We start from the raw sequence: 22,574 nt of genomic DNA, 5'->3' as shown, positions 1-22,574 counted from the left end.
GACGCCGCTGGAAGAGATCAAGTGTAGAGCCGAGCCCACGCTCGGCTGCTCTTCCAATCCCCCCTCAGCCGAGCATGGGCTCGGCTCTACAGGTGGCGCTTCACAACCAGGGCAGGATCCAGTGGTCGACCAGCAGGAACGCGAACAGCGCCATCAGGTAGACGATGGAGTAATAGAACATCTTCATCGAGAACAGCTCATCCGGCGGGTCGAGCATGCGCCAGGCGTACCAGAGGAACACGGCGTTGAGCACGATCGCGCCGCCCAGGTAGAACGCACCACTCATGCCCACCAGGTATGGCAACAGGCAGACCAGCGCCAGCACCACCGAATACACCATGATCTGCTTGCGGGTGTGCGCCACGCCGTGGGTCACCGGCAGCATCGGGATCTCCGCCTTGGCGTAATCCTCGCGGCGGAAGATCGCCAGCGCCCAGAAATGCGGTGGCGTCCAGATGAAGATGATCAGCACCAGCAGCGACGAGTACGCCCAGTCCGACGAGCCCTGCATGCCGGTCACCGCAGCCCAGCCCAGCATCGGCGGCATCGCGCCGGCCAGGCCACCGATGACGATGTTCTGCGAGGTCGCACGCTTCAGGTACACGGTGTAGATCACCGCGTAGCCGATCAGCGAGGCGAAGGTCAGCACTGCAGTGATCAGGTTCACCCACAGCACCAGGATGGTCATCGACAACACGATCAGCACGCCGGCGAACACCAGCACCTGCCATGGCTTGACCTTGCCGACCACCAGCGGGCGCCACGACGTGCGTGCCATCTGCGCATCGATGTGCGCATCCAGCAACTGGTTGATCGCGGCGGCCGCCGAAGCGGCCAGCCAGATGCCGAGGAAGCCGAGCAGGCCGGCGCGCACCTGCTCCCAGCTGGGCACGCCCGGGATAGCCAGGACCATGCCGACCAGGGCAGTGAAGACAATGAGGGCGACGACCTTGGGCTTGGTCAGGTCCCAGTACTGGCGGTAGTTGGAAAACATGGAATCAGTCCGGGGCGCGCAGACGGGCCAGCAGGCTGACCAGCACGAACAACAGGGCAACGGCCACGCCGTTGTGGGCCACGGCCACTTCCAGTGGCAGCGCCAGCTTCACATTGAGGATGCCGAGGGTGACCTGCAGCACCAGCAGCGCGATCAGCGCGCTGGCCCAGCCGCGCATGCTCGGCAACCGGAACAGGCGCACACCCAGCCACAGCAGGTAGATGGCCACCACCACCGCGAACAGGCGGTGCGCCATCTGGATGGCGATACGCGAGGCGCCATCGAGCACGCCGCCTTCGTAGTCCACGCCGATGCCACGCCACAGGGTGAAGCCTTCGACGAAGTTGTGCTGCGGCCACCACTGGTTGGCACAGCGCGGGAAGTTGTCCAGCGATGCACTGCCGCCGCCGCAGGCCAGCGCCGCGTAGTTGGCACTGACCCAGCCGCCCAGTGCGATCTGGGTGACCAGCACCGCCAGGCCGATGCGCAGCAGCCACTTCAGCTTCGGTGCCTCGGCCAGGGTGATCGGCATGTGCGTCGCACGCCAGGCCATCCAGGCCAGCAGCGCGAACATCAGCATGCCGCCCAGCAGATGGCCCATCACCACGATGGGTTTGAGCAGCAGGGTCACCGTCCACATGCCCAGCAGGGCCTGGAAGATCACCACCGCCAGGGTCAGCAGTGCAGCGCGTGCCAGGTCGATGTTGCTCCAGCGCAGCGCGGCGATCAGCAGGATCGCCTCGCCGATCAGGGCCAATGCGCTGGCGGTGCCATGCCAGCCCATCATGTACAGCGGTATGCCAGCGGCCACCAGCACGCAGGCGGTCACCACTGCCGTGGTTCCAAAGCGGCGCTTGCGCGTAGCCAGCAGGGCCAGGGTCAGGATCTCGATGCCCAGCGCGCCAGCCAGGAAGCGGTGCACCTGCTCACGCCAGGCCTTGTGGGTCTCCAGCGGGCGGATCTCCACCGCCGGGTGGCCGATGGTCTCTTCCACGTGCTGCGGCCAGGTGGCCTGGCCATAGCAGGTCGGCCAGTCCGGGCAGCTCAGGCCGGCATCGGACAGGCGTACGAACGCGCCGAACATGATCGTGCTCGCGGTCATGATCATGGCGAACCACGCCAGGCGGTGGAAATTGCGGTGCAGCGCCGGACGCGCGGAAAGGCTCATCAAACGGGACTCACTTCAGTTTCAGCAACGTGGCCATGTCCTTGCGCAGGCCACCGAGGTCGGAACCCGGGGCATGGCGCATGATCACGAAGCCGTTCGGATCGATCACGTAGACCGGCAGTCCCGCCGGATCATCGACGCCCGGCAACGCCGCACGCAGGGCTGGCGACGGAGCCAGCGGCCGCAGCGCGGGCAGCGAGGCGATCGACGCCGGTGGCGTACCCAGCCACAGGATCTCGACATTATCGGCGTTATGGCCGAACAGCTGCCACACCTTGCCCAGCCCCTGCGACAAAGTGACGCACTGCGCGTCGCAGGCACCGGCCGGCGCCACCAGCAGGCGCCAGGTGCGGGTTTCAGGGTTCCACGGATAGGCCTGGCCATTGGCCAGGGTCGGCGCCTGCTGGCGCAGATCGACCGGCGGCTTCAGCAGCTGTCCTGCATTGCGGTGGCCGGTCGGCTGCCAGCCAGAGAAGCGCAATACCGCGGCCAGCGCCATCGCCCCGAAGAACACGGCAAACAGCAGCACCAGGGTCCGGCGGCCGGAGCCGCGCGCCTGCGGGGACGTAGCAGTGTTCATGCGGGGCATTTTCTCATGGTTGGGTAAGGGATGCCGGTAGTGCCGGCCGCTGGCTGGCATCCGGGGATCCGGGAATTGCCGGCCAGCGGCCGGCACTACCCGGCGATGGGCCGTCTCCGGCGCCGCTCCAGCACCAGCGCCACCACCAGCACGGTCAGGGCCAGGCCGAACCACTGCACCGCGTAGCCCAGGTGGCGCCGCGGCGGCAGCGTGTTCGGCAGCAGGTCCAGGTCGCGTTCGTCGCCGAAGGGCAGCGCCGGATCAAGTCGCAGCACCCGTTCAGGCAGTGCTGGCAGGCCAAGCGCTGCCGCCAGGCCCTCGGCCGGCAACCGGCTGGCCAGCCAGCGCCCGGCCTCACCGGTGGCGGAGAACGGCGGACCCAGTACCAGCCCCGCCGAAGGCGGTGGCGCCAGCAACCCGCGCACCGCCACCGGCGAAGGCGGCGCCGGTATGTCCGGCAGCGTGCGATCCGGCGGCAGCGCGCGCCAGCCGAGATCGACCAGCAGCACGCTGCCGTCGTCACTGCGGAACGGGCGATAGATCTTTACGCCGGCACGGCCATGCCGGGTCTGGTTGTCCAGCAGCACCAGGCCAGGCAGGAAGCGACCGTGATCGGCCACACCGTGCAGCGCGCCGGGGGCTGCCAGGGCCCGCGCCAGCGGCAGCGCCTGTGCCACCGCTGGCCCCTGCGCATCCAACATTGACTGTTTGGCATGCATGCGCTGCAGCTGCCACAGCCCCAATGCAGTGAAACCGGCCATCGCCAGCACGGCCAGCAACCATCCGATCACGCGTGTGTGCTGGCGCATCATGACAAGTCCGCGCAAACGCGGTCAGATAGGCACATCCACCCTGCCGTCGAGCCGCGCATGAGTGATTCGCTGAAGACCCTGCTGGTAATCGCGTTTCTGATCGTCATCGTCTGGAACCTGGGCGCCGGCCTGTACTACCTGCTGGTCGACCGCGGCCAGACCAAGCGCACGGTCAACGCACTGACACGTCGCATCGCGGTGTCGGTCGCGTTGATCCTGCTGGTGATCGTGAGCATCTACATGGGCTGGATCAAGCCGCACGGCGTCGGCGGTTGAGGCCACCGACGCGTGCGTGGTCAAAGCACGTAGACGAACAGGAACAGCATCAGCCACACCACGTCGACGAAGTGCCAATACCACGCGGCCGCTTCGAAACCGAAATGGTTGTCGCGGGTGAAGTGTCCCTTGGCCGAACGCAGCCACATCACGATCAACATGATCGTGCCCAGCAGCACGTGCGCACCGTGGAAGCCGGTCAGCATGAAGAACGTCGAACCGTAGATGCCCGAGCCCAGCGTCAGGTTCAGCTCCTTGTAGGCGTGGATGTACTCTTCCGCCTGCAGGGTCAGGAAACCGAGGCCGAGCACCACGGTCAGGCCCAGCCAGATCAGCAGCTGGCGGCGGTTGCCGGCCTTCAGCGCGTGATGGGCGATGGTCAGGGTCACGCCGGAGGTGAGCAGGATCAGCGTGTTGATCAGCGGCAGGCCCCACGCCGGGATCGTCTGGAAGGCACCACCGATCGCCGCCGGGCCATTGGTCGGCCATCCGGCGGAGTAGCCCTGCCAGAGCAGCTCGTTGGTCATCACCCCGCGGCCTTCGCCGCTCAGCCACGACAGGCCCAGGTTGCGGGTGTAGAACAGCGCGCCGAAGAACGCACCGAAGAACATCACTTCGGAGAAGATGAACCAGATCATCCCCATCCGGAACGAGCCATCGACCTGGTGGTTGTAGTTGCCGGCCTGCGATTCGCGCACCACGTCGCTGAACCACCAGAACAGGGTCAGCACCAGCATCGCGATGCCGATGTAGAACGTCCAGCGCCCCCAGCTGGCATCGTTGAGCCAGCTGGCCACGCCCACCATGGTCACCATCATCGCGATGGACCCCACGAAGGGCCATTTGCTCTGGGCCGGGACGAAGTACACGTTGGCGTCGGTCGGTGTCTGGGCCATGTCGGTATCCGGGTCAGGGTGCGGCGTGCGCGCCGTCCGAGGTGGCGGCCGGGGGCAGCCGATCGGACAACGCGTCGTTGCGGTAGAAGGTGTAGGACAAGGTGATCGTCTTGATTTCCGGCGGCAGGTCCGGATCGACGATGAAGCGCACCGGCATGTCGCGCTTCTCGCCGGCCTGCAGCGTCTGCGCGGTGAAACAGAAGCACTCGGTCTTGCTGAAGAAGCCCGATGCGCGTGCCGGCGCCACCGAAGGCACCGCGCTGCCAACGACTGCCTGCTGGCTGTCGTTGCGGGCGAAGTACAGCGCCTCGTTGAGTTCGCCGGGCACCACATCCATGGTCAGCTGCTCGGGATGGAACGACCACGGCAGGCGCGAATTGACGCCGCCATCGAACTCCACCCGCACGGTACGCTTGCCAGCTGCAGCACCCGTACTGGCTTCACCACCCGGGCCGCGTTCCAGGCGCACGCCGAATACCTTTTCGCAGGCAATGCGGTACAGCGGCACCAGCGAGAAGGTCAGCAGGAACACCGCCACTGCCACGCCGATCAGGCGCGGCAGCCCGGCACTGGGTGACGGCGTGCTGGCCGGTGCCTCGCTCATCGGCCGATCACCCCGCTGAGGATGAAGCCGACGTAGACCAGCACCGCGATGGCGCCGACCCACATCGCCGTGCGCCTGGCGCGCTTGCGTTGCTGCTCGATGCTTCCGCCCTGGTAGAGCCGACCGCTGGTCGGCTGCTTCTCATCCACCGAGCATGGCTCGGCTCTACAGGTCTGCAGTGGGCTCTCGTTATGCATGCCCCACCTCAATGCGTGATGTCGTCATGCGCCAGATCCCCCGGACGGATGGTCGGCGGCGTGGTGAAGGTGTGCGCCGGTGCCGGCGATGGCAGCGTCCACTCCAGCCCGCGCGCGCCTTCCCAGCTTCGCGCTTCGGCCTTCTCGCCGTTGCGCAGCGACGACAGCAGGATCACGGCCATCATGAACGGCGTGACGAACATGCCGAACGCACCGATCGAGCTGATCAGGTTCCAGTCGGCGAACGCCACGCTGTAGTCCGGAATGCGGCGCGGCATGCCGGCCAGGCCGAGGAAGTGCTGCGGGAAGAACAGCAGGTTGACGAACACGATCGACCACCAGAAGTGCACCTTGGCCCACTTCTCGCTGTACATGCGTCCGGTCCACTTCGGCCACCAGTAGTACACCGCCGCGATCAGCGCGAACACTGCGCCGGTCACCAGCACGTAGTGGAAATGCGCAACCACGAAGTAGGTGTCGTGGTACTGGAAGTCGGCCGCCACGATGGCCAGCATCAGGCCGGAGAAGCCACCGATGGTGAACAGGATGACGAAGGCCACCGACCACAGCATTGGCGCCTCGAACGTCAGCGAGCCCCGCCACATGGTGCTGACCCAGTTGAACACCTTCACCCCGGTCGGGATCGAGATCAGCATGGTGGCGAACATGAAGTAGATCTCGCCGCCCAGCGGCATGCCCACGGTGAACATGTGGTGGGCCCAGACGATGAACGACAGGAACGCGATCGCGGCGGTGGCGTACACCATCGCCTGGTAGCCGAACAGCGGCTTGCGGCTGAAGGTCGGGATGATCTCGCTGACCACGCCGAAGGCGGGCAGGATCATGATGTAGACCTCGGGATGGCCGAAGAACCAGAAGATGTGCTGGTACATCACCGGGTCACCGCCACCGGCGGCATTGAAGAAGCTGGTGCCGAAGAACTTGTCGGTCAGCAGCATGGTCACCGCACCGGCCAGCACCGGCATCACCGCGATCAGCAGGAAGGCGGTGATCAGCCAGGCCCAGCAGAAGATCGGCATCTTCAGCAGGTCGATGCCCGGCGCGCGCATGTTGAGCACGGTGGCGATGATGTTGATCGCACCCATGATCGAGCTGATACCGGCCACGTGGATGGCGAACACGCTGAAGGCCACGTTGTAGCCGCCCTGCAGCGACAGCGGCGGGTACAGCGTCCAGCCGCCGGCCGGTGCACCACCGGGCAGGAACAGCGTCAGCAGCAGCAGGCTGAAGGCCACCGGCAGCAGCCAGAACGACCAGTTGTTCATGCGCGGCAGCGCCATGTCCGGCGCGCCGATCTGCAGCGGGATCATCCAGTTGGCGAGACCGACGAACGCCGGCATCACGCCACCGAAGATCATCACCAGCGCATGCACGGTCGTCATCTGGTTGAAGAACTCGGGCTTGACGAACTGCAGGCCCGGCTGCGCCAGCTCGGCGCGGATCACCACGCTCATCGCCGCGCCGATGATGAACATGATGAAGCTGAAACCCAGGTACAGCGTGCCGATGTCCTTGTGGTTGGTCGAGAAGAACCAACGCTCGAAGAAACTCTGGTGGTGATGGTGATCGTCGTGCCCAACTGCCGAGTGCGCCATTGCAAAACACCTCTCAGAATCGGTTGTCACCACGGCCGCGAGCGGCCGCGGGCTTTACATCACGCGCCGCTGGCCGCAACCGCAGGTGCGCTGCCGGCTTCGGCAGCAGCCGGTGCCGCCGGTGCTTCGCCCGCAGGCGCAGCCGGTTCTGCAGGTGCCGCAGGGGGGGCGGGCTCGGCCGGCGGTGCAGGCTTGCGCTGCGCCAGCCACTGCTTGAAGTCCTCCTTGGACACCGCCTCGACCACGATCGGCATGAAGCCGTGGTCCTTGCCGCACAGCTCGGCGCACTGGCCGCGATACACCCCGGGCTGCTCGATGCTGGTCCAGGCTTCATTGATGAAGCCGGGGATCGCGTCCTGCTTCCAGCCCAGCGCCGGCACCCACCAGGCGTGGATCACATCATCGGAAGTGATGACGAAGCGGACCTTGGTATCGACCGGCAACACCAGCCGGTTGTCGACGTCCAGCAGGTAATGCGGATGGCTTTCGCGGGTCGGCACGATGCCACTCTGCCGCACGCGGTCGGACTCGCGATCCAGGCGGCTGGTGAAGGTGACGTTCTCGCCGAGGTATTCGTACTTCCACATCCACTGGTAGCCGGTGACCTTGACCGTCATCTCGGCATCGCGGGTGTCGTACATCTTGATCAGGTTGGCCGTGGCCGGCCATGCCATCACGACCAGGATGATCACCGGGATCACCGTCCAGATGATCTCGGCCTTGGTGTTGTGGCTGAAGGTGGCGGCGACTGCGCCCTTGGATTTGCGGAACTTGAAGATGGCGTAGGCCATCGCCCCGAACACGATGACGCCGATCACCGTGCAGATGATCAACGACAGGTTGTTCGATTCCCAGGCCAGGCGCGAGGTCTGGGTCACCCCCTTGCCCATGTTCAGCTGCCACGGCTTGGGATCGGCCGCCTGGGCCCAGGCCGACGCCGGAATCAATCCCCCGGTCGCCAGCATCGCGGCGACCGCGTTCACGCACTTCGTGCCCCACCTGCTGCTTTGCTTCATTGCCTAGACCCTTAGCGTCGTCGGTTGCCGCCATCGCTGGCGGCGAGCAAGCTTTCAAGTGTCTCTGCGAGCGTCTGGCGTTCGGCCGGCGCGAGGAAACTCCCCACCTCCACCTGCCGGCCGCTGGATGCCAGCCGGACCCTCTCATCGTCGGTGAGCAGGCGCACCCAGTGCGGGTGGGCCCGGAACACCGGCGATCCACCGGGTACGGGGATGACCTCCACGTACGCCGGCACTACCCGGATCTCCTCCTGCCGTTCACCGCTGCGCCACAAGGCACGCAGCGCCGCCGCCAGCACCAGGCTGTACAGCAGCGCGAACAGGGGGGCGAATGCATTGCCGGCCCACCACCCGAGGGCGGACACCAGCCACATCGCACCCGACAACACGGTGAACAACAGGACGAACTGCCGGGCATCGAGCGCCCGTGGGGGACGCAGCCGCAGCTGCGTACCTGACCCATCCGGAGCTGGAAGCACCTCGATCATGTCGCAACCGCGTTCCTGCCGCGGGAAACGTCTCGATGGTAGCCCCGCCCTCTCGCCGGTAGCAAGGGTGCATTCACACTTTTTCCGATGCTGCAACACAGCATGAGGTCGGCGGCGCGAATGACGAATTCAGCACAAATCTTGCCGGGTTTGCTGAACACGCCGAATCCACCACCGTTAGTAGCTATCAGCCCTTCATGAAGGTGTCTGCAGGGCACTTCCGAAGGCCGCAAAAATGATTAAAATCGCCAAGTTTTCCACTGGCCGGACCGGCATGAACGCACCTTCCTCCTCCCCTGCCGCCCACGACGCCCCGCGTCCGGGCGCGCTGCTGTCGCCGGAACTGCCGGCGCCCCCCAACCCGTTCCGCCAGGCCATCACCGATGCCTGGTTGAAGGACGAGGCCAGCCACGTGCGTGAGCTGCTGGCGCAGGCGCGCCTGCCCGCCGAGGAACAGGCCAGGGTGCAGGCGCTGGCCGCCGATCTGGTCGGCCGCGTGCGCGTGCGTGCCAAGGACCAGGGCGCGATCGAAGCCTTCATGCGCCAGTACGACCTGGGCAGCGAGGAAGGCGTGCTGCTGATGTGCGTGGCCGAAGCGCTGCTGCGCATTCCGGACCAGGACACTGCCGACAAGCTGATCCGCGACAAGCTGGCCGATGCCGACTGGGAAAAGCATCTGGGCGGCAGCGACTCGGTGCTGGTCAACGCCTCCACCTGGGGCCTGATGCTGACCGGCAAGCTGGTGCAGATGAACGACGCCACCCGCGCCGATGCGCCCAGCGCATTCAAGCGCCTGGTCGGCCGCGTCGGTGAGCCGGTGGTGCGCCTGGCCGTGCGCCAGGCGATGAAGATCATGGGCCACCAGTTCGTCATGGGCCGCACCATCAGCGAGGCGCTGTCGCGCTCGCACAAGGGCGACAACGCCAGCTACCGCTACTCGTTCGACATGCTCGGCGAAGGCGCGCTGACCATGAAGGATGCACTTCGCTACCTGGAAGACTACCGTCGTGCGATCCACGCCATCGGCGGTGATCACAAGGCCCGCGGCGGCCGCCGGGACGGCGACGTCAACAACGCGCCGGGCATCTCGATCAAGCTGTCGGCGCTGTACCCGCGCTACGAGCACGCCAAGCGCGAGCGCGTGCTGAAGGACCTGGTGCCGGGCGTGCTGGAACTGGCACAGCTGGCCAAGAGCTACGGCATCGGCTGCACCGTCGACGCCGAAGAGTCCGATCGCCTGGAACTGTCGCTGGACATCATCGAGCAGGTGTTCTCCGACGCCTCGCTGGCCGGCTGGGACGGCTTCGGCGTGGTCGTGCAGGCCTACCAGAAGCGCACGCCGTACACGATCGACCACCTGGCCGACATGGCGCGCCGCGCCGGTCGCCGCCTGCAGGTGCGCCTGGTCAAGGGCGCCTACTGGGATGCCGAGATCAAGCGCGCGCAGATCGAAGGCTATCCGAGCTACCCGGTGTTCACCCGCAAGCAGAACACCGACGTGTCCTACCTGGCCTGCGCCAAGCGGCTGTTCACCCATGCCGATGCGATCTACCCGATGTTCGCCACGCACAACGCGCACACCATCGCGGCGGTGCGCAGCATCGCCAACGGCGGCGTGTACGAGCACCAGAAGCTGCATGGCATGGGCGACGACCTGTATGCCGAAGTGGTGCCGGCCGACCGCCTGGGCCTGCCCTGCCGCGTGTACGCCCCGGTCGGTTCGCATGAAGACCTGCTGCCGTACCTGGTGCGCCGCCTGCTGGAGAACGGCGCCAACTCCAGCTTCGTCAACCGCATCACCGACGAGCGCGTGCCGATCGCCGACCTGATCCGCGATCCGGTCGAGATGGTCGCCTCGTTCGAATCGATTCCGCATCCCAAGATCCCGCTGCCGGTTGACCTGCTGCGCAGCCAGAACCACGACAGGAAGAACTCCATGGGCGCCAACCTCGCCAACGACAACGAACTGCGCGCCCTGGCCGAGCAGATCAACGCGGCCGTCAAGCCGTGGCAGGCCGCTCCGCTGGTACCGGGTGCGAACCCGGCCGGCGCCTCGCTGCCGGTGACCAACCCGGCCGACACCCGCGAAGTGGTCGGCCAGTGGCTGGCCGCCGATGCCGCCACCGTGCAGAAGGCGCTGGCGAATGCCGTAGCCGCGCAGCCGGCCTGGAACCGCACCCCGGCCGCCAGCCGCGCCGCCATCCTCGAACACGCCGCCGACCAGCTGGAAGCGCGCATGCCGGAGTTCATGGCGCTGTGCGTGAAGGAAGCCGGCAAGAGCCTGCCCGACAGCATCGCCGAAGTGCGCGAAGCCGTGGATTTCCTGCGCTACTACGCCAAGCAGGCGCGCGAACAGTTCAGCCACGCCGAGAAGCTGCCCAGCCCGACCGGTGAATCCAACGAGCTGCAGCTGCACGGCCGCGGCGTGTTCGTCTGCATCAGCCCGTGGAACTTCCCGCTGGCGATCTTCCTGGGCCAGGTCGCCGCCGCACTGGCCGCCGGCAACAGCGTCATCGCCAAGCCGGCCGAGCAGACCAACCTGATCGGCTACTACGCGGTGAAGCTGCTGCACGATGCCGGCGTGCCGGCCGAGGTGGTGCAGTTCCTGCCGGGCGACGGCGCCACCGTGGGTGCGGCGCTGACCGCCGACCCGCGCGTGGCCGGCGTGGCCTTCACCGGCTCCACCGAGACCGCCCGTGCGATCAACCGTGCGATGGCCGCGCGTGACGCCGCCATCGGCGTGCTGATCGCCGAGACCGGTGGCCAGAACGCCTTCATCGCCGACTCCTCGGCACTGCCGGAACAGCTGGTCAAGGACGCGATCGGTTCGGCCTTCACCTCCGCCGGCCAGCGTTGCTCGGCCGCGCGCGTGCTGTTCGTGCAGGACGACATCGCTGACAAGGTGATGACCATGCTGGCCGGCGCGATGAAGGAGCTGAAGGTCGGCAACCCGGGCCTGCTGTCCACCGACGTCGGCCCGGTGATCGATGCCGACGCGCTGAAGATCCTGCAGGACCACGCCGAACGCATGGACCGCGAAGCGCGCCTGATCGCCGCCGCCGAGCTGTCCGCCGAAACCGCCAACGGCACCTTCTTCGCACCGCGCGCGTATGAACTGAAGGACCTGGGCCAGCTGCAGAAGGAAGTCTTCGGTCCGGTCCTGCACGTGATCCGCTGGAAGGGCGACCAGCTCGACGCGGTGATCGACCAGATCAACGCTACCGGCTACGGCCTGACCCTGGGCGTGCATTCGCGCATCGACGAAACCGTTGACCGCATCAGCAACGGCGTCCACGTCGGCAACGTGTACGTCAACCGCAACCAGATCGGTGCAGTGGTCGGCGTGCAGCCGTTCGGCGGCCAGGGCCTGTCCGGCACCGGCCCGAAGGCCGGCGGCCCGCACTACCTGCTGCGCTTTGCCACCGAAAAGACGGTGACGGTGAACACCACCGCCGCCGGCGGCAACGCCTCGCTGCTGACCCTGGGCGACTGATCGCCTGCTTGATGCAGTAAACAAAAAACCCCGCGAACGCGGGGTTTTTTATGCGTTGCTTCCTGTAGCGCCGAGCCCATGCTCGGCTTTTCTGGTGCTTTACAGAGGCTGGGCCACACTGAACCGATTGTCCGCCCGCTTCGCCAGCTCGCCCTGCACGCGTGCGATGCGCGTCTCCAGATCGCCTTCCAGCAGCACGTGCTCGACACCCTCTGCCTGCAGCTGCTCTAGGTACCACGCATGCTGCCGCGCCCGGAAGGCTTCGCCCACGCGCGTGCCATCCTGGTCAAACGGAATATCCGGCGCGCACAGGAACAGCAGGTCGTAGCGTCGTCTTGCCGCTTGCCGCAGCGGCTGCGGCGCCGTGCCTAACATCCAGCCGCTGTAGCCCAGCGTCACCAGCGGCGTGGTATCGCAGAACAGCCAGCGATGCGCACGCCGCACAGCTTCGTCTTCGTGCTGTGGCTGTGTCATTGCGATGCGCAGCAGATCGCCCGGCGTCAGCTCTCCGCCTCGCTGCTCCCACAGCGTGCGGCCATACTCCGGCACCCAGACAGTCTGCAGACGCTCGGCCATCACCCGCGCCAGCGTGGTCTTGCCACTGGACTCGCCACCAATGAAGGCCACGCGCTGCACGTATCCGGCGTACACCTCCGGTGCGAGACCATGGCGGTGCGCGTGCGGATCGGCGCGCAGCTCGGTGCCGCACGCCTGCCCGGCGTCCAATGCGCGTTCGAGCCGCTCATGGCGTACCGGCGCACCGAAGTGCGTGGCCAGCGCCTGCGCGAAGCCGTCACCGTAGTCCTCGCCGGTGAATACCGCCTGCACCGGGCCACCGAACAGGTGCTGGCACAGCCAGGCGGTGAACATGCGCTGCACTTGCTCGCTGTCGCTGTCGTGCGGCAACGCGCGTGGCGGCACGCCATGTTCGGCACACAGGGCTGCCAGCCGCGCATCATCCAGCACCGCCACCGTTGCCCGGGGGAAGCGCGCACGCAACCAGCGTTCGCGGCGAGCAGCGCTGTAGCCGGCAAAGCCCGGCTGCGACCAGCCGATCACCAGCAGCTGCTGGCAGCGCGTGGCGGCGAAGTCGATCAGTCGTTCATGGCCGAGATGCATCGGGCAGAACTTGCCCACCACCAGGCCGCGTGCAACGCGCTCAGGCAGCGGCATTGGCCGCCCTGGCCTCGTCCCGCATCAGGTGCCGCCAATGGCGCAGTGCCACCAGCGCGTTGATCCAGAAGCCCACGTACAGGATCGAGGTCAGATGCAGGCCACGGCTGTAGTACAGCGGCACCGCCACGGTGTTCACCAGCAGCCACACCCACCACGATTCCAGCTTGCGCCGCATCATCAGGATCTGCGCGATCACACTCAGCACCAGCACCGCCGAATCGATATACGGCGCATAGGCATTGGTCAGGCGGGTCAGCATCCAGCCGTAGCCGAAGGTGGCCACCACCGCCAGCGGCGCCAGCCAGGCCCAGGCACGCGGTCGCAGGGAAGTGATCGGCAACGGCGCGCCATGGTCACCACGCAGCCACTGCCACCAGCCCAGCACGCTGATGGCGATGAAGAAGAACTGCAGCACCATGTCCGCATACAGATGCGATCGTTCGAACACGGCAGCAAACAAGGCACAGCCGACGATGCCCAGCCACCAGGTGTGCACGTTGTTGCGGCCGGCCAGCAGGATCGAGCCGGCGACGGCGATGTTGGCGGCCAGCTCCAGCTGGAAGTTCGGGTCGGACAGGTCCATCGCGCCATTGTCGCGTAGATCCGCGCCCTGCGTCGTCGGACCAGTAGATCCACGCCATGCGTGGATACCCTCCGCAAAAAGAAAGCCCCGCTTGCGCGGGGCTCCCCTCGTACTGCTTCAGGCAATCGCCCGGATCAGAACTTGTACTGCATCGACGCCGCCAGCACGTCGCCGCTGACCTTGTACTTGCCGGTCACGGTGTTGGCAGTGGCCGAGGTCGAGGTGATGTTCGGATCCTTGGTGAACAGGTGGGTGTAGCCCACGCTGTATTCCATCTTGTCCGAAGCGGCGTAGGTCAGGCCCAGCGACAGCCACTTGCGGGTGGTGTCCGGCACGCGCACGTCGCGGTGGGCGTCGGTGGTCGGGGTCTGGTCGTAGGCCAGGCCGCCACGCAGGGTCAGCTTGTCGTTCACGCGGAAATCGGTACCGATCGACGCGAAGGTGGTGTCGCGGTAGTGGAACGGCAGCACGCTGTCCGGCTGGTTGGAGTCATAGTCGACCGTGACCTGGTCGAACTTGCTCCACGCCGTGCGCGTGACCTCGGCCATGATCTGCCACTGGTCGTTCACGCGGTGGGTGAAGCCCACGGTGGCGCTGGCCGGCAGGGTGATGGTGGCGCGGCCGTTGCTGTCGATGAAGGTACCCGGGGCGGCAGTGGCCAGGAAGGCGGCCGCGTTCTGCGGGATGGTGAAGTCGGCCTTGCCGTCGGTGATCTTGTGCTCGACCTTCGAGCGGTAGCTGAAGGCGATGTTGGTGCCTTCCACCGGGGTGACCGTCATGCCCAGGGTGTAGCCGACCGACACTTCGTCGCCCTTGATGCGCAGGTAGCCATCGGCGGTGCCCGGCGAGAAGCCGAGCTGGGCGGCCTGGCGTGCAGCGGCCTGCGAGGCCGCCGCAGCCTGGGCTGCGGTGCCGCCGGCAGCCAGCACACGCGCCGCAGCGGTGCGCTGGGCCGTGGCGTTGATCGCGGTGCCGGTGTCGACAGCGCTGGTCAGGTCGACGTTCAGGCGCTCGGCGAACACCGACGCACCGAACGACAGGTACGGGTTGACGTCATAGGAGAACGCCACGCCCAGGTCGATGGCCTGCAGCTCGGTCTTGACGCCGTTGTAGCGGCCAACCCAGTCGCGGTCGTATTCGGTCTTGAAGCCGAACGGCACGGTCAGCGAAGCACCGAAGTGCATGTTGTCGTTCTCGCCGAACGGCACGTGGAAGTACGCGGCCGGAACCGGGGCGATCATGCCGGCGTCGCCGCCGTTGCCACCGGAAATCGGCGCGCCGTTGCCGTACTGGCCCTGGCCTCGGAACTTGGCGCCGAAGCTGATGGCGCTGACGTCGCCCTGGACCAGGGTGCCGTCGAGCAGGCGCATGGAGGCCGGGTTGGTGGCGATGACCGAGGCGTCACCTTCGGTCGAGGTGGAGCCGGCGAACGCGCGGCCCAGGCCCTTGGCACTGTTTTCCTTCAGCTGGAAGGCGGCAGCATTGGCATCGGCGGCGGCCAGCGCACCGGCAACGCCGACGGCCAGCAGGGTCAGTCGGGCAATGGTGGAAGCGGTTTGCATCGTAGTTCTCTCTCCGGTAAGCGGTGATGGTGCTCTGAGTGCGCCTGCGCCCGCCGGGTCCTGGGACCCATCGGAGCGCGCCGGATTCCCCTCCCGACATACGACGCCGTATGCGAGTATTACCCAGAGCTGTTAATGAAACAATAACAGCGCAGGCGGTTTTTTCGTCTCAAAAGCTGAACAGGACCGTCCCCACCGAAAGTGGCCGCACGCTAGGCTATTGGCATGTTCGTCTCGCTCCCGTCCCGCAAGAAGGCGGCCCTGCGCTGGGCCACGCCCGTGCTGTTTGCGGCACTATGGCTGGCGTTCCTGTGGTCGATCTCGCGCCCGGACGATGCCCGCGGCAGCCTCTGGCTGGACTGGGGCGCCCTGTCCACCGGCCTGACCCACCCGCTGGACTGGTGGGCGACGCTGCAGGACGGCAGCGTGCTGCGCCTGTTCACCGCGCTGTTCCTGCACGCCGACTGGTCACACCTGCTGGGCAACCTGGTGTTCCTGCTGATCTTCGGCCTGCCCGCCGAGCGGGTGCTGGGGCCGTGGCGCCTGCTGCTGCTGTTCCTCGTCGGCGGCGCAGTGTCGAACCTGGTGGCGATCTACACCATGGGCAGCCCGGACCAGATCATCATCGGCGCCAGCGGCGCAGTGTCGGCCCTGATCGGCGCCTATCTGGCCCTGTTCCCGGGCGCCCGGCTGGGCGTGGTGATCCCGCTCGGCCTGTTCCTGGAGTTCGTGCGCGCCCCGGCGTACCTGCTGATCGGCGTCTGGGCGGCGCTGCAGGTGGTGTTCGCCCACATCGGCCCAAGCTTCGGCATGGTGGCCTGGTGGGCGCACATCGGTGGCTTCGTGTTCGGCGTCGTGTACGGGGTCTACGTGCGTGCGGCCATCGCCCGCCGACTGCGCAAGCGCCACGGCTTCTGACCGCCCAGGTAGTGCCGGCCGCTGGCCGGCTCCACGCTCCCCCGCTCGTTCGTAGATCAGTCGAGCATGGCTCGACTCTACAGAATCAAGGCTTGGCCGGGGCCGGCGCGGGCTTTGCTTCCGGCTTTGCTTCCGGCTTAGGTTCGACCTTCGCTTCCGGCTTCGCCGCAGCGGCCTTCGCGGCCTTGGTGGCATCCGCCTTCTCGGCTTCGGCCTTCAGCCGTGCGGCCACCGAACCTGGGTTCTTCAGCTCGGCCAGCGCGTCGTTGATCGGGCCGTCGCCCGGCAGCACCGCACCGGCGTGGTAGCCCTCGGTGCCTTCGTCGTCGCCGCGCAGATGGCCTGGCAGGGTGGCTTCGCTGTAATCGCTCAGGCTGGCCGGCAGGGCATCCTCCGCCGACGTAGCGGCGGGCTTCAACTCAACATCCGGCACGATGCCGGTGGCCTGGATCGACTTGCCGCTGGGCGTGTAATAGCGCGCGGTGGTCAGCTTCACCGAATCACCGTTGTCCAGCGGCAGCACGGTCTGCACCGAGCCCTTGCCGAAGGTGCGGCTGCCCACCACGCGGGCGCGCTTGTTGTCGCGCAGCGCGCCGGCGAGTACTTCCGAGGCACTGGCCGAACCGGCATCGGCCAGCACAACCACCGGTGCGCCCTTCAGCAGGTCGCCTGGGGTCGCGTCGAACCGGGCATCGCTGATACTGATGCGGCCACGGGTGCTGACGATGTTGCCCTTGTCGAGCAGATCGTCGGCTACCTGCACGGCGGCCGTCAGCAGGCCACCCGGGTTGCTGCGCAGATCCAGCACCAGGCCCTTGAGCTGGCCACCGGACTGCTTCTGCAGCTGCTGCACGTGCTTCTGGAAGTCCGAGCCGGTATCGGCCTGGAAGGTGCTCAGGCGGATATAGCCATAGCCCGGCTCGAGCAGGCGGCTGCGCACGCTGGTCACGCGGATGGTCTGGCGGGTCAGGCTGACATCGAACGGCTTCGGCTTGCCGTCACGCACGATGGTCAGCACCACCTTGCTGCCGGCCGGGCCGCGCAGCGGTTCACTCGCATCGATCGCGCTGATCGGCTTGCCGTCGATGGCGATGATCAAATCGCCGGCAAGGATGCCGGCCTTGGCTGCCGGCGTGTCGTCGATCGGCGCGATCACCTTCATGCTGGCGTTGTCCGGCTGCTGCTGCAGCTCCACGCCGATGCCCTCGTAGGCACCGTTGGCCTGCTCGTCGAAGGCCTGCGCATCTTCCTTGTTGAAGTAGGTGCTGTGCGGATCAAGGTCGAGCAGCAGGCCACGCACGGCCGACTGCATCAGCTTCTTGTCATCGACCGGGTCGACATAGGCGGCGCGCACCGCGTTGTACACGGCCACGAAACGGCGGATGTCCTCCAGCGGCACCTTCGAGGTCACCGCCTCCTCGCTGTTCGCTGCCTGCCCGCTGGTTTCCTGGCTCGGGGCGGGCGCGGTCTGCTGCGCCCAGGACAGCGCTGGCAACAGGGCCAGCAAGAGGGTGGCGGTACGGGCTGCGCGCATGGATCACTCCTGTCGACGGTGGCATGGTGCCCAAGGCACATGCACCGATTATGCGCGAAGCACAGCTAAATTCCCGTTGAATCCAGCCCGCATCCGGCGGGCCGGGATTCAGCGCCGCTGCAGCCAGCTGTCCGGATTGACCGGCTGCCCGCCACGGCGCAGCTCGAAGTACAGCGCGGTGACGCCCTGGCCGCCGGAATTGCCGACCTTGGCCACCGCATCGCCGCGGCTGACCCGCGCGCCAGCATCCTTCAGCAGGGTGTCGTTATGCGCGTAAAGGCTCATGTAGCCGTTGCCGTGGTCGACGATCAGGATCATGCCGTAGCCGGTCATCCAGTCGGAGAACACCACGGTGCCATCGGCCACGGCCGTGACCGTGCTGCCGGCTGGCGCGCCGATCAGCACACCGCTGCTGGTGCGCCCATCGGGCAGCTTGCCGCCATAGCGGGCCAGCAGGTTGCCGGACAACGGCCAGCCCAGGCCGCCGACCTTCGGCGCCGGTGCCGACGCCACCGCAGGTGGAACCTTGGTGGGCGGCGGTGGACGGCCCTGCGCGGCGGCCTGGCGTGCGGCGCGCTCGGCAGCGGCTTTCTCGGCGGCGGCCCGGCGTGCAGCGGCGCGCCGCTCGGCTTCGGCCCGCGCGGCAGCGGCACGCAGGTTGGCCAGCAGCGTTTCCAGTGCCTTGGCGTCCTGGCCCAGTGCCTGTTCCTTCTCGCGCTGGTCCTTGAAGCGCTCTTCCAGCGAGGCAACGGTCTTTGCGCGATCGCGGCGGTCCGCTTCCAGGGCGGCTGCCTGCTGTTTCTGGTCCTGCTGCGTCCCCTGCAGCTTCTGCTTGCGCTCGGCGATCTGCGCCTGCAGCGCTTCCAGTTCCTTCAGGTCGGCGGTCAGCGTGGTGATCCGCTGCGCACGCTCGCGCTGCAGGTAGCGATGGTAGGCCAGGGCGCGGTTGGCATCAGCCACCGTGTCCTGCGACAGCAGCAGCTTCAGCGGTGCGTGGTTGCCCAGCTGATACGCCGCGCGCAACAGCCCGGCCAGTTCGCGGTGCTGCTGGGCCAGGTTGCCCTGCAGCGTGCTGCGGCGCTGCTCGGCTTCGGCCAGGGCGCGGCCCTGCTCGCGCAGCGCGGCTTCCGTCTGCGCAAGGGCACGGCCGGTGCGGGCGACCTTCTCGTCGGCCTCGCGCAGCTGTTGCGATGCCTGCCCGCGCTGGCCCTCGATCTGCCGTCGCTCCTGCGCCACGCCCTTCAGTTCGGTACGCAGTTTCTGCAGCTTTCGCTCGGTCTCGCGGGTGGTCTGCGCACCGCTGGGCAGCGGCAGGGCCAGCGCCAACGCCAGCCCCAGCAACAGGCAGCGACCGCCGCGGGCAGCAGCGATGTGATGTCGGCGTGATGGGAAGGCATTGTCGCGCAAGGGCTTTCCAGTGACTTCAGGCAGTTGCGGGGGCTACCGGGGAATGGTGACATCTCCGCACGCGGCCTGCCAGCCGCACATCCATCGAGGTCGCCATGAAAACTCGTTCCATTCCGCTGCTGTTGGGCGTACTGCTGGCCACCGGGCCGGTCTGTGCGCAGGAGAACATCAGCAAGGTCAACGGCAGCATCAGCGCCGAACCCGGTCAACGCTACGGCAAGCTGGACACCGTGAACGGCGGCATCCGCGTCGGTGAAGGCGTCGAGACCGGCAGCATCGACACCGTCAACGGCGGGGTGAAGGTCGCCGACCGCGCGCGCACCGGCAAGATCGAAACGGTCAACGGCGGTGTGCGCCTGGGTCGTGAAGTGATCGCCAGTGGCGGCGTCAGCACCGTCAACGGCAGCATCTTCACTGATCGCGGCAGCCAGATCGAAGGCGGCGTCGAGACCGTCAACGGCGGCATCGGCCTGGTCGAGAGCCGCGTCGGCAAGGACGTCGAGACCGTCAACGGTGACATCACCGTCGGCATCGGTTCGCAGGTCAACGGCGGTGTGCATGTGCGCAAGCCGAACTTCAGTGTCTCGCTGACCGCCAGCCGCAAGCCGCGCGTGATCATCGGCCCGAATGCGGTAGTCAACGGCCCCCTGCAGTTCGAACGCGAAGTGGTGCTGTACGTGCATCGCTCCGCGCGCATCGGCCCGGTGACCGGCGCCGAGCCAATCCCGTTCGACACCGAAACCGCCCCGGCGGACTGAACCCGCCGGACCTGCCGGTTCGGTGATACTCACTGTTACTGGTCGCGCATCAGGTGCGGCCGCCCTTTGTTCTCCAGGAATCGACGATGCCCCGCAAACTCCTCCTGTGCCTGGCCGCCGCGGCCGCGCTCAGTGCCTGCAAAGGCGAAAACACGCCCGCCGCCGCGCCGGCCACCGACACCGCTGCGGCGAAGCCGGCCGCCCATTCGTTCTCCCCGGAGATCAATGCCGGCGACTTCGCCGAGATGGTCAAGACGCTGGCCTCGGATGAGTTCGAAGGCCGCGCTCCGGGCAGCAAGGGCGAAGAGCTGACGGTCAACTACATCCGCGACCAGATGCAGCGCATCGGCCTGCAGCCCGGCAACGGCGACAGCTGGTTCCAGGATGTGCCGATGACCGAGACCACGGCCGACGAATCGACCGTGCTGAAGATCACCCAGGGCGGCAAGACCACCGAGCTGAAGTTCGGCACCGACATGGTGGTGGGTACCCGCACCGGCCAGGCCGAGGTAAAGGTCGATGCCAGCGACCTGGTGTTCGTTGGCTATGGCGTCGACGCGCCGGAACAGAAGTGGAACGACTACGCCGGCCAGGACTGGAAGGGCAAGACGGTCGTGATGTTCGTCAACGACCCGGGCTTCCACGTCGAGGACGAGAAGCTGTTCGACGGCAAGCGCATGACCTACTACGGCCGCTGGACCTACAAGTTCGAGGAAGCCGCCCGCAAGGGCGCCGCCGCCGCGCTGATCGTGCACGATACCGCCGGCGCCTCCTACGGCTGGGACGTGGTGAAGAATTCCTGGGCTGGCCCGCAGTACGACCTGCCGGCGAAGGACGATCCGGAAGCGCGTATCCCGGTGCAGGGCTGGCTGAGCGCCGACGCAGCCAAGGCACTGTTCGCCGGTGCCGGCCTGGATCTGGCGCAGGCCTACAAGGACGCCAGCAAGCGCGGTTTCAAGCCGGTGCCGCTGAAGGCCACCGCAGCGGTCGACCTGAAGAGCCAGATCGCCCAGAAGCAGTCGCGCAACGTGGTCGGCGTGCTGCCGGGCAGCAAGCGTGCCGACGAGGCCGTGCTGTACATGGCGCACTGGGACCACCTGGGCAAGCATGAGGGTGAAACCGGCGACAACATCTACAACGGCGCCGTCGACAACGCGACCGGCGTGGCCGGCATTCTCGAAGTGGCCGAAGCCATGGCCCACCAGGACCCGAAGCCGGAGCGTTCGGTGGTGTTCCTGGCCGTGACCCTGGAAGAATCCGGCCTGCTGGGCTCGAAGTACTACGTCGCCCATCCGACCTTCCCGCTGGACAAGATCGCCGGTGTGATCAACATCGATGCGATGTCGGTGGCCGGCCGTGCCAAGGACGTGACCGTCACCGGCTTCGGCAGCTCGGAGCTGGAGGACATCCTCAAGCCGTTGGCCGCCGCCCAGGACCGTACTCTGCACGGTGAGACCGCAGTGCAAAGCGGCTTCTACTTCCGTTCGGATCACTTCAACTTCGCCAAGGCCGGTGTGCCGGCCCTGTACGCCGATGGCGGCGAGGACCTGCGCGAGGGTGGCGTGGAAGCGGGCCGCAAGGCCGCAGCGGACTACGGCGCCAACCGCTACCATGGCCCGAAGGACGAGTTCGACGCGGCCACCTGGAAACTGGACGGCACCGTTGAAGACCTGCAGCTGATGTACGGCGTGGGCAAGGAATTGGCCGGTGGTGATCGTTGGCCGAACTGGTATGCAGGCAACCCGTTCAAGGCCGCCCGCGACGCGATGATGAAGGACAAGGCCCCGGCCAAGTAAAGTCGGGCCATGCCCGACTGAGCACTGTTGAGAGCAGAGCGGCGCCCCCACGGGGCGCCGCTTTTCTTTTGCGTACCGTCGGCGGCTCATCCACGGCTGGTGTGGATCTGCCGGTAGTGCGGGCCGCTGGCCGGCAATCGATTGGTAGCGGCCAACCTTTGTTGGCGCCATGCTTCCTCGCGAAGGGCATCCACGCATGGCGTGGATCAACCGGGCGATGTAACGCCATCGGGTTGCCGGCCAGCGGCCGGCACTACCTGTATTACTGCGCCCAAAGAAAAACCCCGCTGCGCGGGCAGCGGGGTTTGGGGTGTAAACCCTGGCGATGACCTACTCTCGCATGGCTTGAGCCACACTACCATCGGCGCAGCTGCGTTTCACTTCCGAGTTCGGGATGGGATCGGGTGGTTCCACAGCGCTAATTTCACCAGGGAGACGGTTGCAGCAGCGCTTGCAGCGCCAGCTTCGCGATCTTGCCCTTGGGCGGAAGATATCCAGAAAAGCAATGCCTTCACTTAATAAGAAAAACCCCGCTGCATGAGCAGCGGGGTTTTGGGTATAAACCCTGGCGATGACCTACTCTCGCATGGCTTGAGCCACACTACCATCGGCGCAGCTGCGTTTCACTTCCGAGTTCGGGATGGGATCGGGTGGTTCCACAGCGCTAATTTCACCAGGGAGGCTTTTGGAGAGTCGCACT

At 66.7% G+C, this 22,574-nt stretch carries 20 protein-coding genes and 2 rRNA genes; 5 read left to right on the top strand and 17 right to left on the bottom strand.

Annotated elements, in window-relative coordinates; translation table 11 throughout:
* Nucleotides 1–100: 100 nt before the first annotated feature.
* From cyoE to AC5P66_RS11030, 4 genes are all read right to left on the bottom strand, one after another.
* Nucleotides 101–994, bottom strand: coding sequence for a heme o synthase (gene cyoE / locus AC5P66_RS11045; protein ID WP_049416773.1), 894 nt, complete (start codon nucleotides 992–994; stop codon nucleotides 101–103).
* A gap of 4 nt (nucleotides 995–998) precedes the next feature.
* Nucleotides 999–2,162: a COX15/CtaA family protein gene (locus AC5P66_RS11040; protein WP_099495483.1), complete on the bottom strand. Its 1,164-nt coding sequence runs from the start codon at nucleotides 2,160–2,162 to the stop codon at nucleotides 999–1,001.
* A 10-nt stretch (nucleotides 2,163–2,172) separates the two neighbouring features.
* Nucleotides 2,173–2,742, bottom strand: a complete 570-nt coding sequence (locus AC5P66_RS11035) for a redox-active disulfide-containing membrane protein (RefSeq protein WP_049416777.1) — start codon at nucleotides 2,740–2,742, stop codon at nucleotides 2,173–2,175.
* 95 nt (nucleotides 2,743–2,837) lie between these two features.
* Nucleotides 2,838–3,554, bottom strand: coding sequence for an SURF1 family protein (locus AC5P66_RS11030; RefSeq protein WP_495216309.1), 717 nt, complete (start codon nucleotides 3,552–3,554; stop codon nucleotides 2,838–2,840).
* Nucleotides 3,555–3,611: 57 nt separating this feature from the next.
* On the opposite strand from AC5P66_RS11030, the gene AC5P66_RS11025 reads away from it, so the two are divergent.
* Nucleotides 3,612–3,830, top strand: a complete 219-nt coding sequence (locus tag AC5P66_RS11025; protein ID WP_005415003.1) for a twin transmembrane helix small protein — start codon at nucleotides 3,612–3,614, stop codon at nucleotides 3,828–3,830.
* Nucleotides 3,831–3,850: 20 nt separating this feature from the next.
* Here the strand turns inward: AC5P66_RS11025 and AC5P66_RS11020 are convergent, their stop codons facing one another.
* The 6 genes from AC5P66_RS11020 to AC5P66_RS10995 are packed head-to-tail and all read right to left on the bottom strand — an operon-like array spanning nucleotide 3,851 to nucleotide 8,647.
* Complete coding sequence (locus AC5P66_RS11020; RefSeq protein ID WP_005407793.1) at nucleotides 3,851–4,726, bottom strand: cytochrome c oxidase subunit 3; 876 nt, start codon at nucleotides 4,724–4,726, stop codon at nucleotides 3,851–3,853.
* A 13-nt stretch (nucleotides 4,727–4,739) separates the two neighbouring features.
* On the bottom strand, nucleotides 4,740–5,330 hold the full coding sequence (locus tag AC5P66_RS11015; RefSeq protein WP_049416784.1) for a cytochrome c oxidase assembly protein: 591 nt from the start codon (nucleotides 5,328–5,330) through the stop codon (nucleotides 4,740–4,742).
* A complete protein-coding gene (locus AC5P66_RS11010; protein ID WP_049416786.1) occupies nucleotides 5,327–5,527 on the bottom strand; it encodes a hypothetical protein in 201 nt (66 codons plus the stop codon). The genes AC5P66_RS11015 and AC5P66_RS11010 overlap by 4 nt, the downstream gene beginning before the upstream one ends.
* Nucleotides 5,528–5,535: 8 nt before the next feature.
* On the bottom strand, nucleotides 5,536–7,143 hold the full coding sequence (ctaD, locus tag AC5P66_RS11005; protein WP_049416790.1) for a cytochrome c oxidase subunit I: 1,608 nt from the start codon (nucleotides 7,141–7,143) through the stop codon (nucleotides 5,536–5,538).
* A 59-nt stretch (nucleotides 7,144–7,202) separates the two neighbouring features.
* Nucleotides 7,203–8,159, bottom strand: coding sequence for a cytochrome c oxidase subunit II (coxB, locus tag AC5P66_RS11000; protein ID WP_049416792.1), 957 nt, complete (start codon nucleotides 8,157–8,159; stop codon nucleotides 7,203–7,205).
* 11 nt (nucleotides 8,160–8,170) lie between these two features.
* Nucleotides 8,171–8,647 (bottom strand): DUF2244 domain-containing protein, encoded by a 477-nt coding sequence (locus AC5P66_RS10995; protein ID WP_021202927.1) that lies wholly within the window; start codon nucleotides 8,645–8,647, stop codon nucleotides 8,171–8,173.
* A 274-nt stretch (nucleotides 8,648–8,921) separates the two neighbouring features.
* Between AC5P66_RS10995 and putA the strand changes: the two genes are divergently transcribed.
* Nucleotides 8,922–12,140 carry a bifunctional proline dehydrogenase/L-glutamate gamma-semialdehyde dehydrogenase PutA gene (putA, locus tag AC5P66_RS10990; RefSeq protein ID WP_495216308.1) on the top strand — a complete coding sequence of 1,073 codons (3,219 nt, stop codon included), beginning with the start codon at nucleotides 8,922–8,924 and terminating at the stop codon, nucleotides 12,138–12,140.
* Nucleotides 12,141–12,239: 99 nt separating this feature from the next.
* Here putA and AC5P66_RS10985 read toward each other — a convergent pair whose 3' ends face one another.
* From AC5P66_RS10985 to AC5P66_RS10975, 3 genes are all read right to left on the bottom strand, one after another.
* Nucleotides 12,240–13,313: an AAA family ATPase gene (locus tag AC5P66_RS10985; RefSeq protein WP_495216307.1), complete on the bottom strand. Its 1,074-nt coding sequence runs from the start codon at nucleotides 13,311–13,313 to the stop codon at nucleotides 12,240–12,242.
* On the bottom strand, nucleotides 13,300–13,899 hold the full coding sequence (gene pnuC, locus AC5P66_RS10980) for a nicotinamide riboside transporter PnuC (protein WP_448140713.1): 600 nt from the start codon (nucleotides 13,897–13,899) through the stop codon (nucleotides 13,300–13,302). Before pnuC ends, AC5P66_RS10985 begins: the two co-directional genes overlap by 14 nt.
* Nucleotides 13,900–14,033: 134 nt before the next feature.
* Nucleotides 14,034–15,461: an outer membrane protein transport protein gene (locus AC5P66_RS10975; protein ID WP_005414995.1), complete on the bottom strand. Its 1,428-nt coding sequence runs from the start codon at nucleotides 15,459–15,461 to the stop codon at nucleotides 14,034–14,036.
* Between the two features lie 225 nt (nucleotides 15,462–15,686).
* Here AC5P66_RS10975 and AC5P66_RS10970 point away from each other — a divergent pair, with 225 nt between their 5' ends.
* Entirely contained in the window at nucleotides 15,687–16,379 is a 693-nt protein-coding gene (locus AC5P66_RS10970; protein ID WP_019662230.1) for a rhomboid family intramembrane serine protease, read from the top strand.
* 85 nt (nucleotides 16,380–16,464) lie between these two features.
* Here the strand turns inward: AC5P66_RS10970 and AC5P66_RS10965 are convergent, their stop codons facing one another.
* Nucleotides 16,465–17,913, bottom strand: coding sequence for a S41 family peptidase (locus AC5P66_RS10965; RefSeq protein WP_164284394.1), 1,449 nt, complete (start codon nucleotides 17,911–17,913; stop codon nucleotides 16,465–16,467).
* Between the two features lie 108 nt (nucleotides 17,914–18,021).
* The gene (locus AC5P66_RS10960) at nucleotides 18,022–19,320 is read right to left on the bottom strand and encodes a murein hydrolase activator EnvC family protein (RefSeq protein ID WP_033834985.1); all 1,299 of its coding nucleotides are present in this window, start codon (nucleotides 19,318–19,320) and stop codon (nucleotides 18,022–18,024) included.
* 95 nt (nucleotides 19,321–19,415) lie between these two features.
* Between AC5P66_RS10960 and AC5P66_RS10955 the strand changes: the two genes are divergently transcribed.
* Complete coding sequence (locus AC5P66_RS10955; RefSeq protein WP_049411766.1) at nucleotides 19,416–20,078, top strand: DUF4097 family beta strand repeat-containing protein; 663 nt, start codon at nucleotides 19,416–19,418, stop codon at nucleotides 20,076–20,078.
* Nucleotides 20,079–20,164: 86 nt separating this feature from the next.
* Nucleotides 20,165–21,874 carry a M28 family metallopeptidase gene (locus AC5P66_RS10950; protein WP_049411769.1) on the top strand — a complete coding sequence of 570 codons (1,710 nt, stop codon included), beginning with the start codon at nucleotides 20,165–20,167 and terminating at the stop codon, nucleotides 21,872–21,874.
* Nucleotides 21,875–22,191: 317 nt separating this feature from the next.
* Here the strand turns inward: AC5P66_RS10950 and rrf (AC5P66_RS10945) are convergent.
* A 5S ribosomal RNA gene (gene rrf, locus AC5P66_RS10945) occupies nucleotides 22,192–22,306 on the bottom strand.
* Nucleotides 22,307–22,437: 131 nt separating this feature from the next.
* Nucleotides 22,438–22,552 (bottom strand): 5S ribosomal RNA (gene rrf, locus AC5P66_RS10940).
* Nucleotides 22,553–22,574 lie beyond the last annotated feature (22 nt).

This window comes from Stenotrophomonas sp. YJH_SMC_122, from assembly GCF_059369535.1.
The sequence above is the reverse complement of the archived record's forward strand: the minus strand, read 5'-3'. Positions and strand labels throughout refer to the sequence as shown.

Coding starts and splice junctions, on each gene's coding strand:
- AC5P66_RS11030 (WP_495216309.1), bottom strand. CDS start 3,554: ATGATGCGCCAGCACACACGCGTGATCGGATGGTTGCTGGCCGTGCTG.
- cyoE (WP_049416773.1), bottom strand. CDS start 994: ATGTTTTCCAACTACCGCCAGTACTGGGACCTGACCAAGCCCAAGGTC.
- AC5P66_RS10975 (WP_005414995.1), bottom strand. CDS start 15,461: ATGCAAACCGCTTCCACCATTGCCCGACTGACCCTGCTGGCCGTCGGC.
- coxB (WP_049416792.1), bottom strand. CDS start 8,159: ATGAAGCAAAGCAGCAGGTGGGGCACGAAGTGCGTGAACGCGGTCGCC.
- AC5P66_RS10950 (WP_049411769.1), top strand. CDS start 20,165: ATGCCCCGCAAACTCCTCCTGTGCCTGGCCGCCGCGGCCGCGCTCAGT.
- AC5P66_RS10985 (WP_495216307.1), bottom strand. CDS start 13,313: ATGCCGCTGCCTGAGCGCGTTGCACGCGGCCTGGTGGTGGGCAAGTTC.
- AC5P66_RS11010 (WP_049416786.1), bottom strand. CDS start 5,527: ATGCATAACGAGAGCCCACTGCAGACCTGTAGAGCCGAGCCATGCTCG.
- AC5P66_RS10965 (WP_164284394.1), bottom strand. CDS start 17,913: ATGCGCGCAGCCCGTACCGCCACCCTCTTGCTGGCCCTGTTGCCAGCG.
- putA (WP_495216308.1), top strand. CDS start 8,922: ATGAACGCACCTTCCTCCTCCCCTGCCGCCCACGACGCCCCGCGTCCG.
- AC5P66_RS11025 (WP_005415003.1), top strand. CDS start 3,612: ATGAGTGATTCGCTGAAGACCCTGCTGGTAATCGCGTTTCTGATCGTC.
- AC5P66_RS10995 (WP_021202927.1), bottom strand. CDS start 8,647: ATGATCGAGGTGCTTCCAGCTCCGGATGGGTCAGGTACGCAGCTGCGG.
- AC5P66_RS11035 (WP_049416777.1), bottom strand. CDS start 2,742: ATGAACACTGCTACGTCCCCGCAGGCGCGCGGCTCCGGCCGCCGGACC.
- pnuC (WP_448140713.1), bottom strand. CDS start 13,899: ATGGACCTGTCCGACCCGAACTTCCAGCTGGAGCTGGCCGCCAACATC.
- AC5P66_RS11015 (WP_049416784.1), bottom strand. CDS start 5,330: ATGAGCGAGGCACCGGCCAGCACGCCGTCACCCAGTGCCGGGCTGCCG.
- AC5P66_RS10955 (WP_049411766.1), top strand. CDS start 19,416: ATGAAAACTCGTTCCATTCCGCTGCTGTTGGGCGTACTGCTGGCCACC.
- AC5P66_RS10970 (WP_019662230.1), top strand. CDS start 15,687: ATGTTCGTCTCGCTCCCGTCCCGCAAGAAGGCGGCCCTGCGCTGGGCC.
- AC5P66_RS11040 (WP_099495483.1), bottom strand. CDS start 2,162: ATGAGCCTTTCCGCGCGTCCGGCGCTGCACCGCAATTTCCACCGCCTG.
- AC5P66_RS11020 (WP_005407793.1), bottom strand. CDS start 4,726: ATGGCCCAGACACCGACCGACGCCAACGTGTACTTCGTCCCGGCCCAG.
- ctaD (WP_049416790.1), bottom strand. CDS start 7,143: ATGGCGCACTCGGCAGTTGGGCACGACGATCACCATCACCACCAGAGT.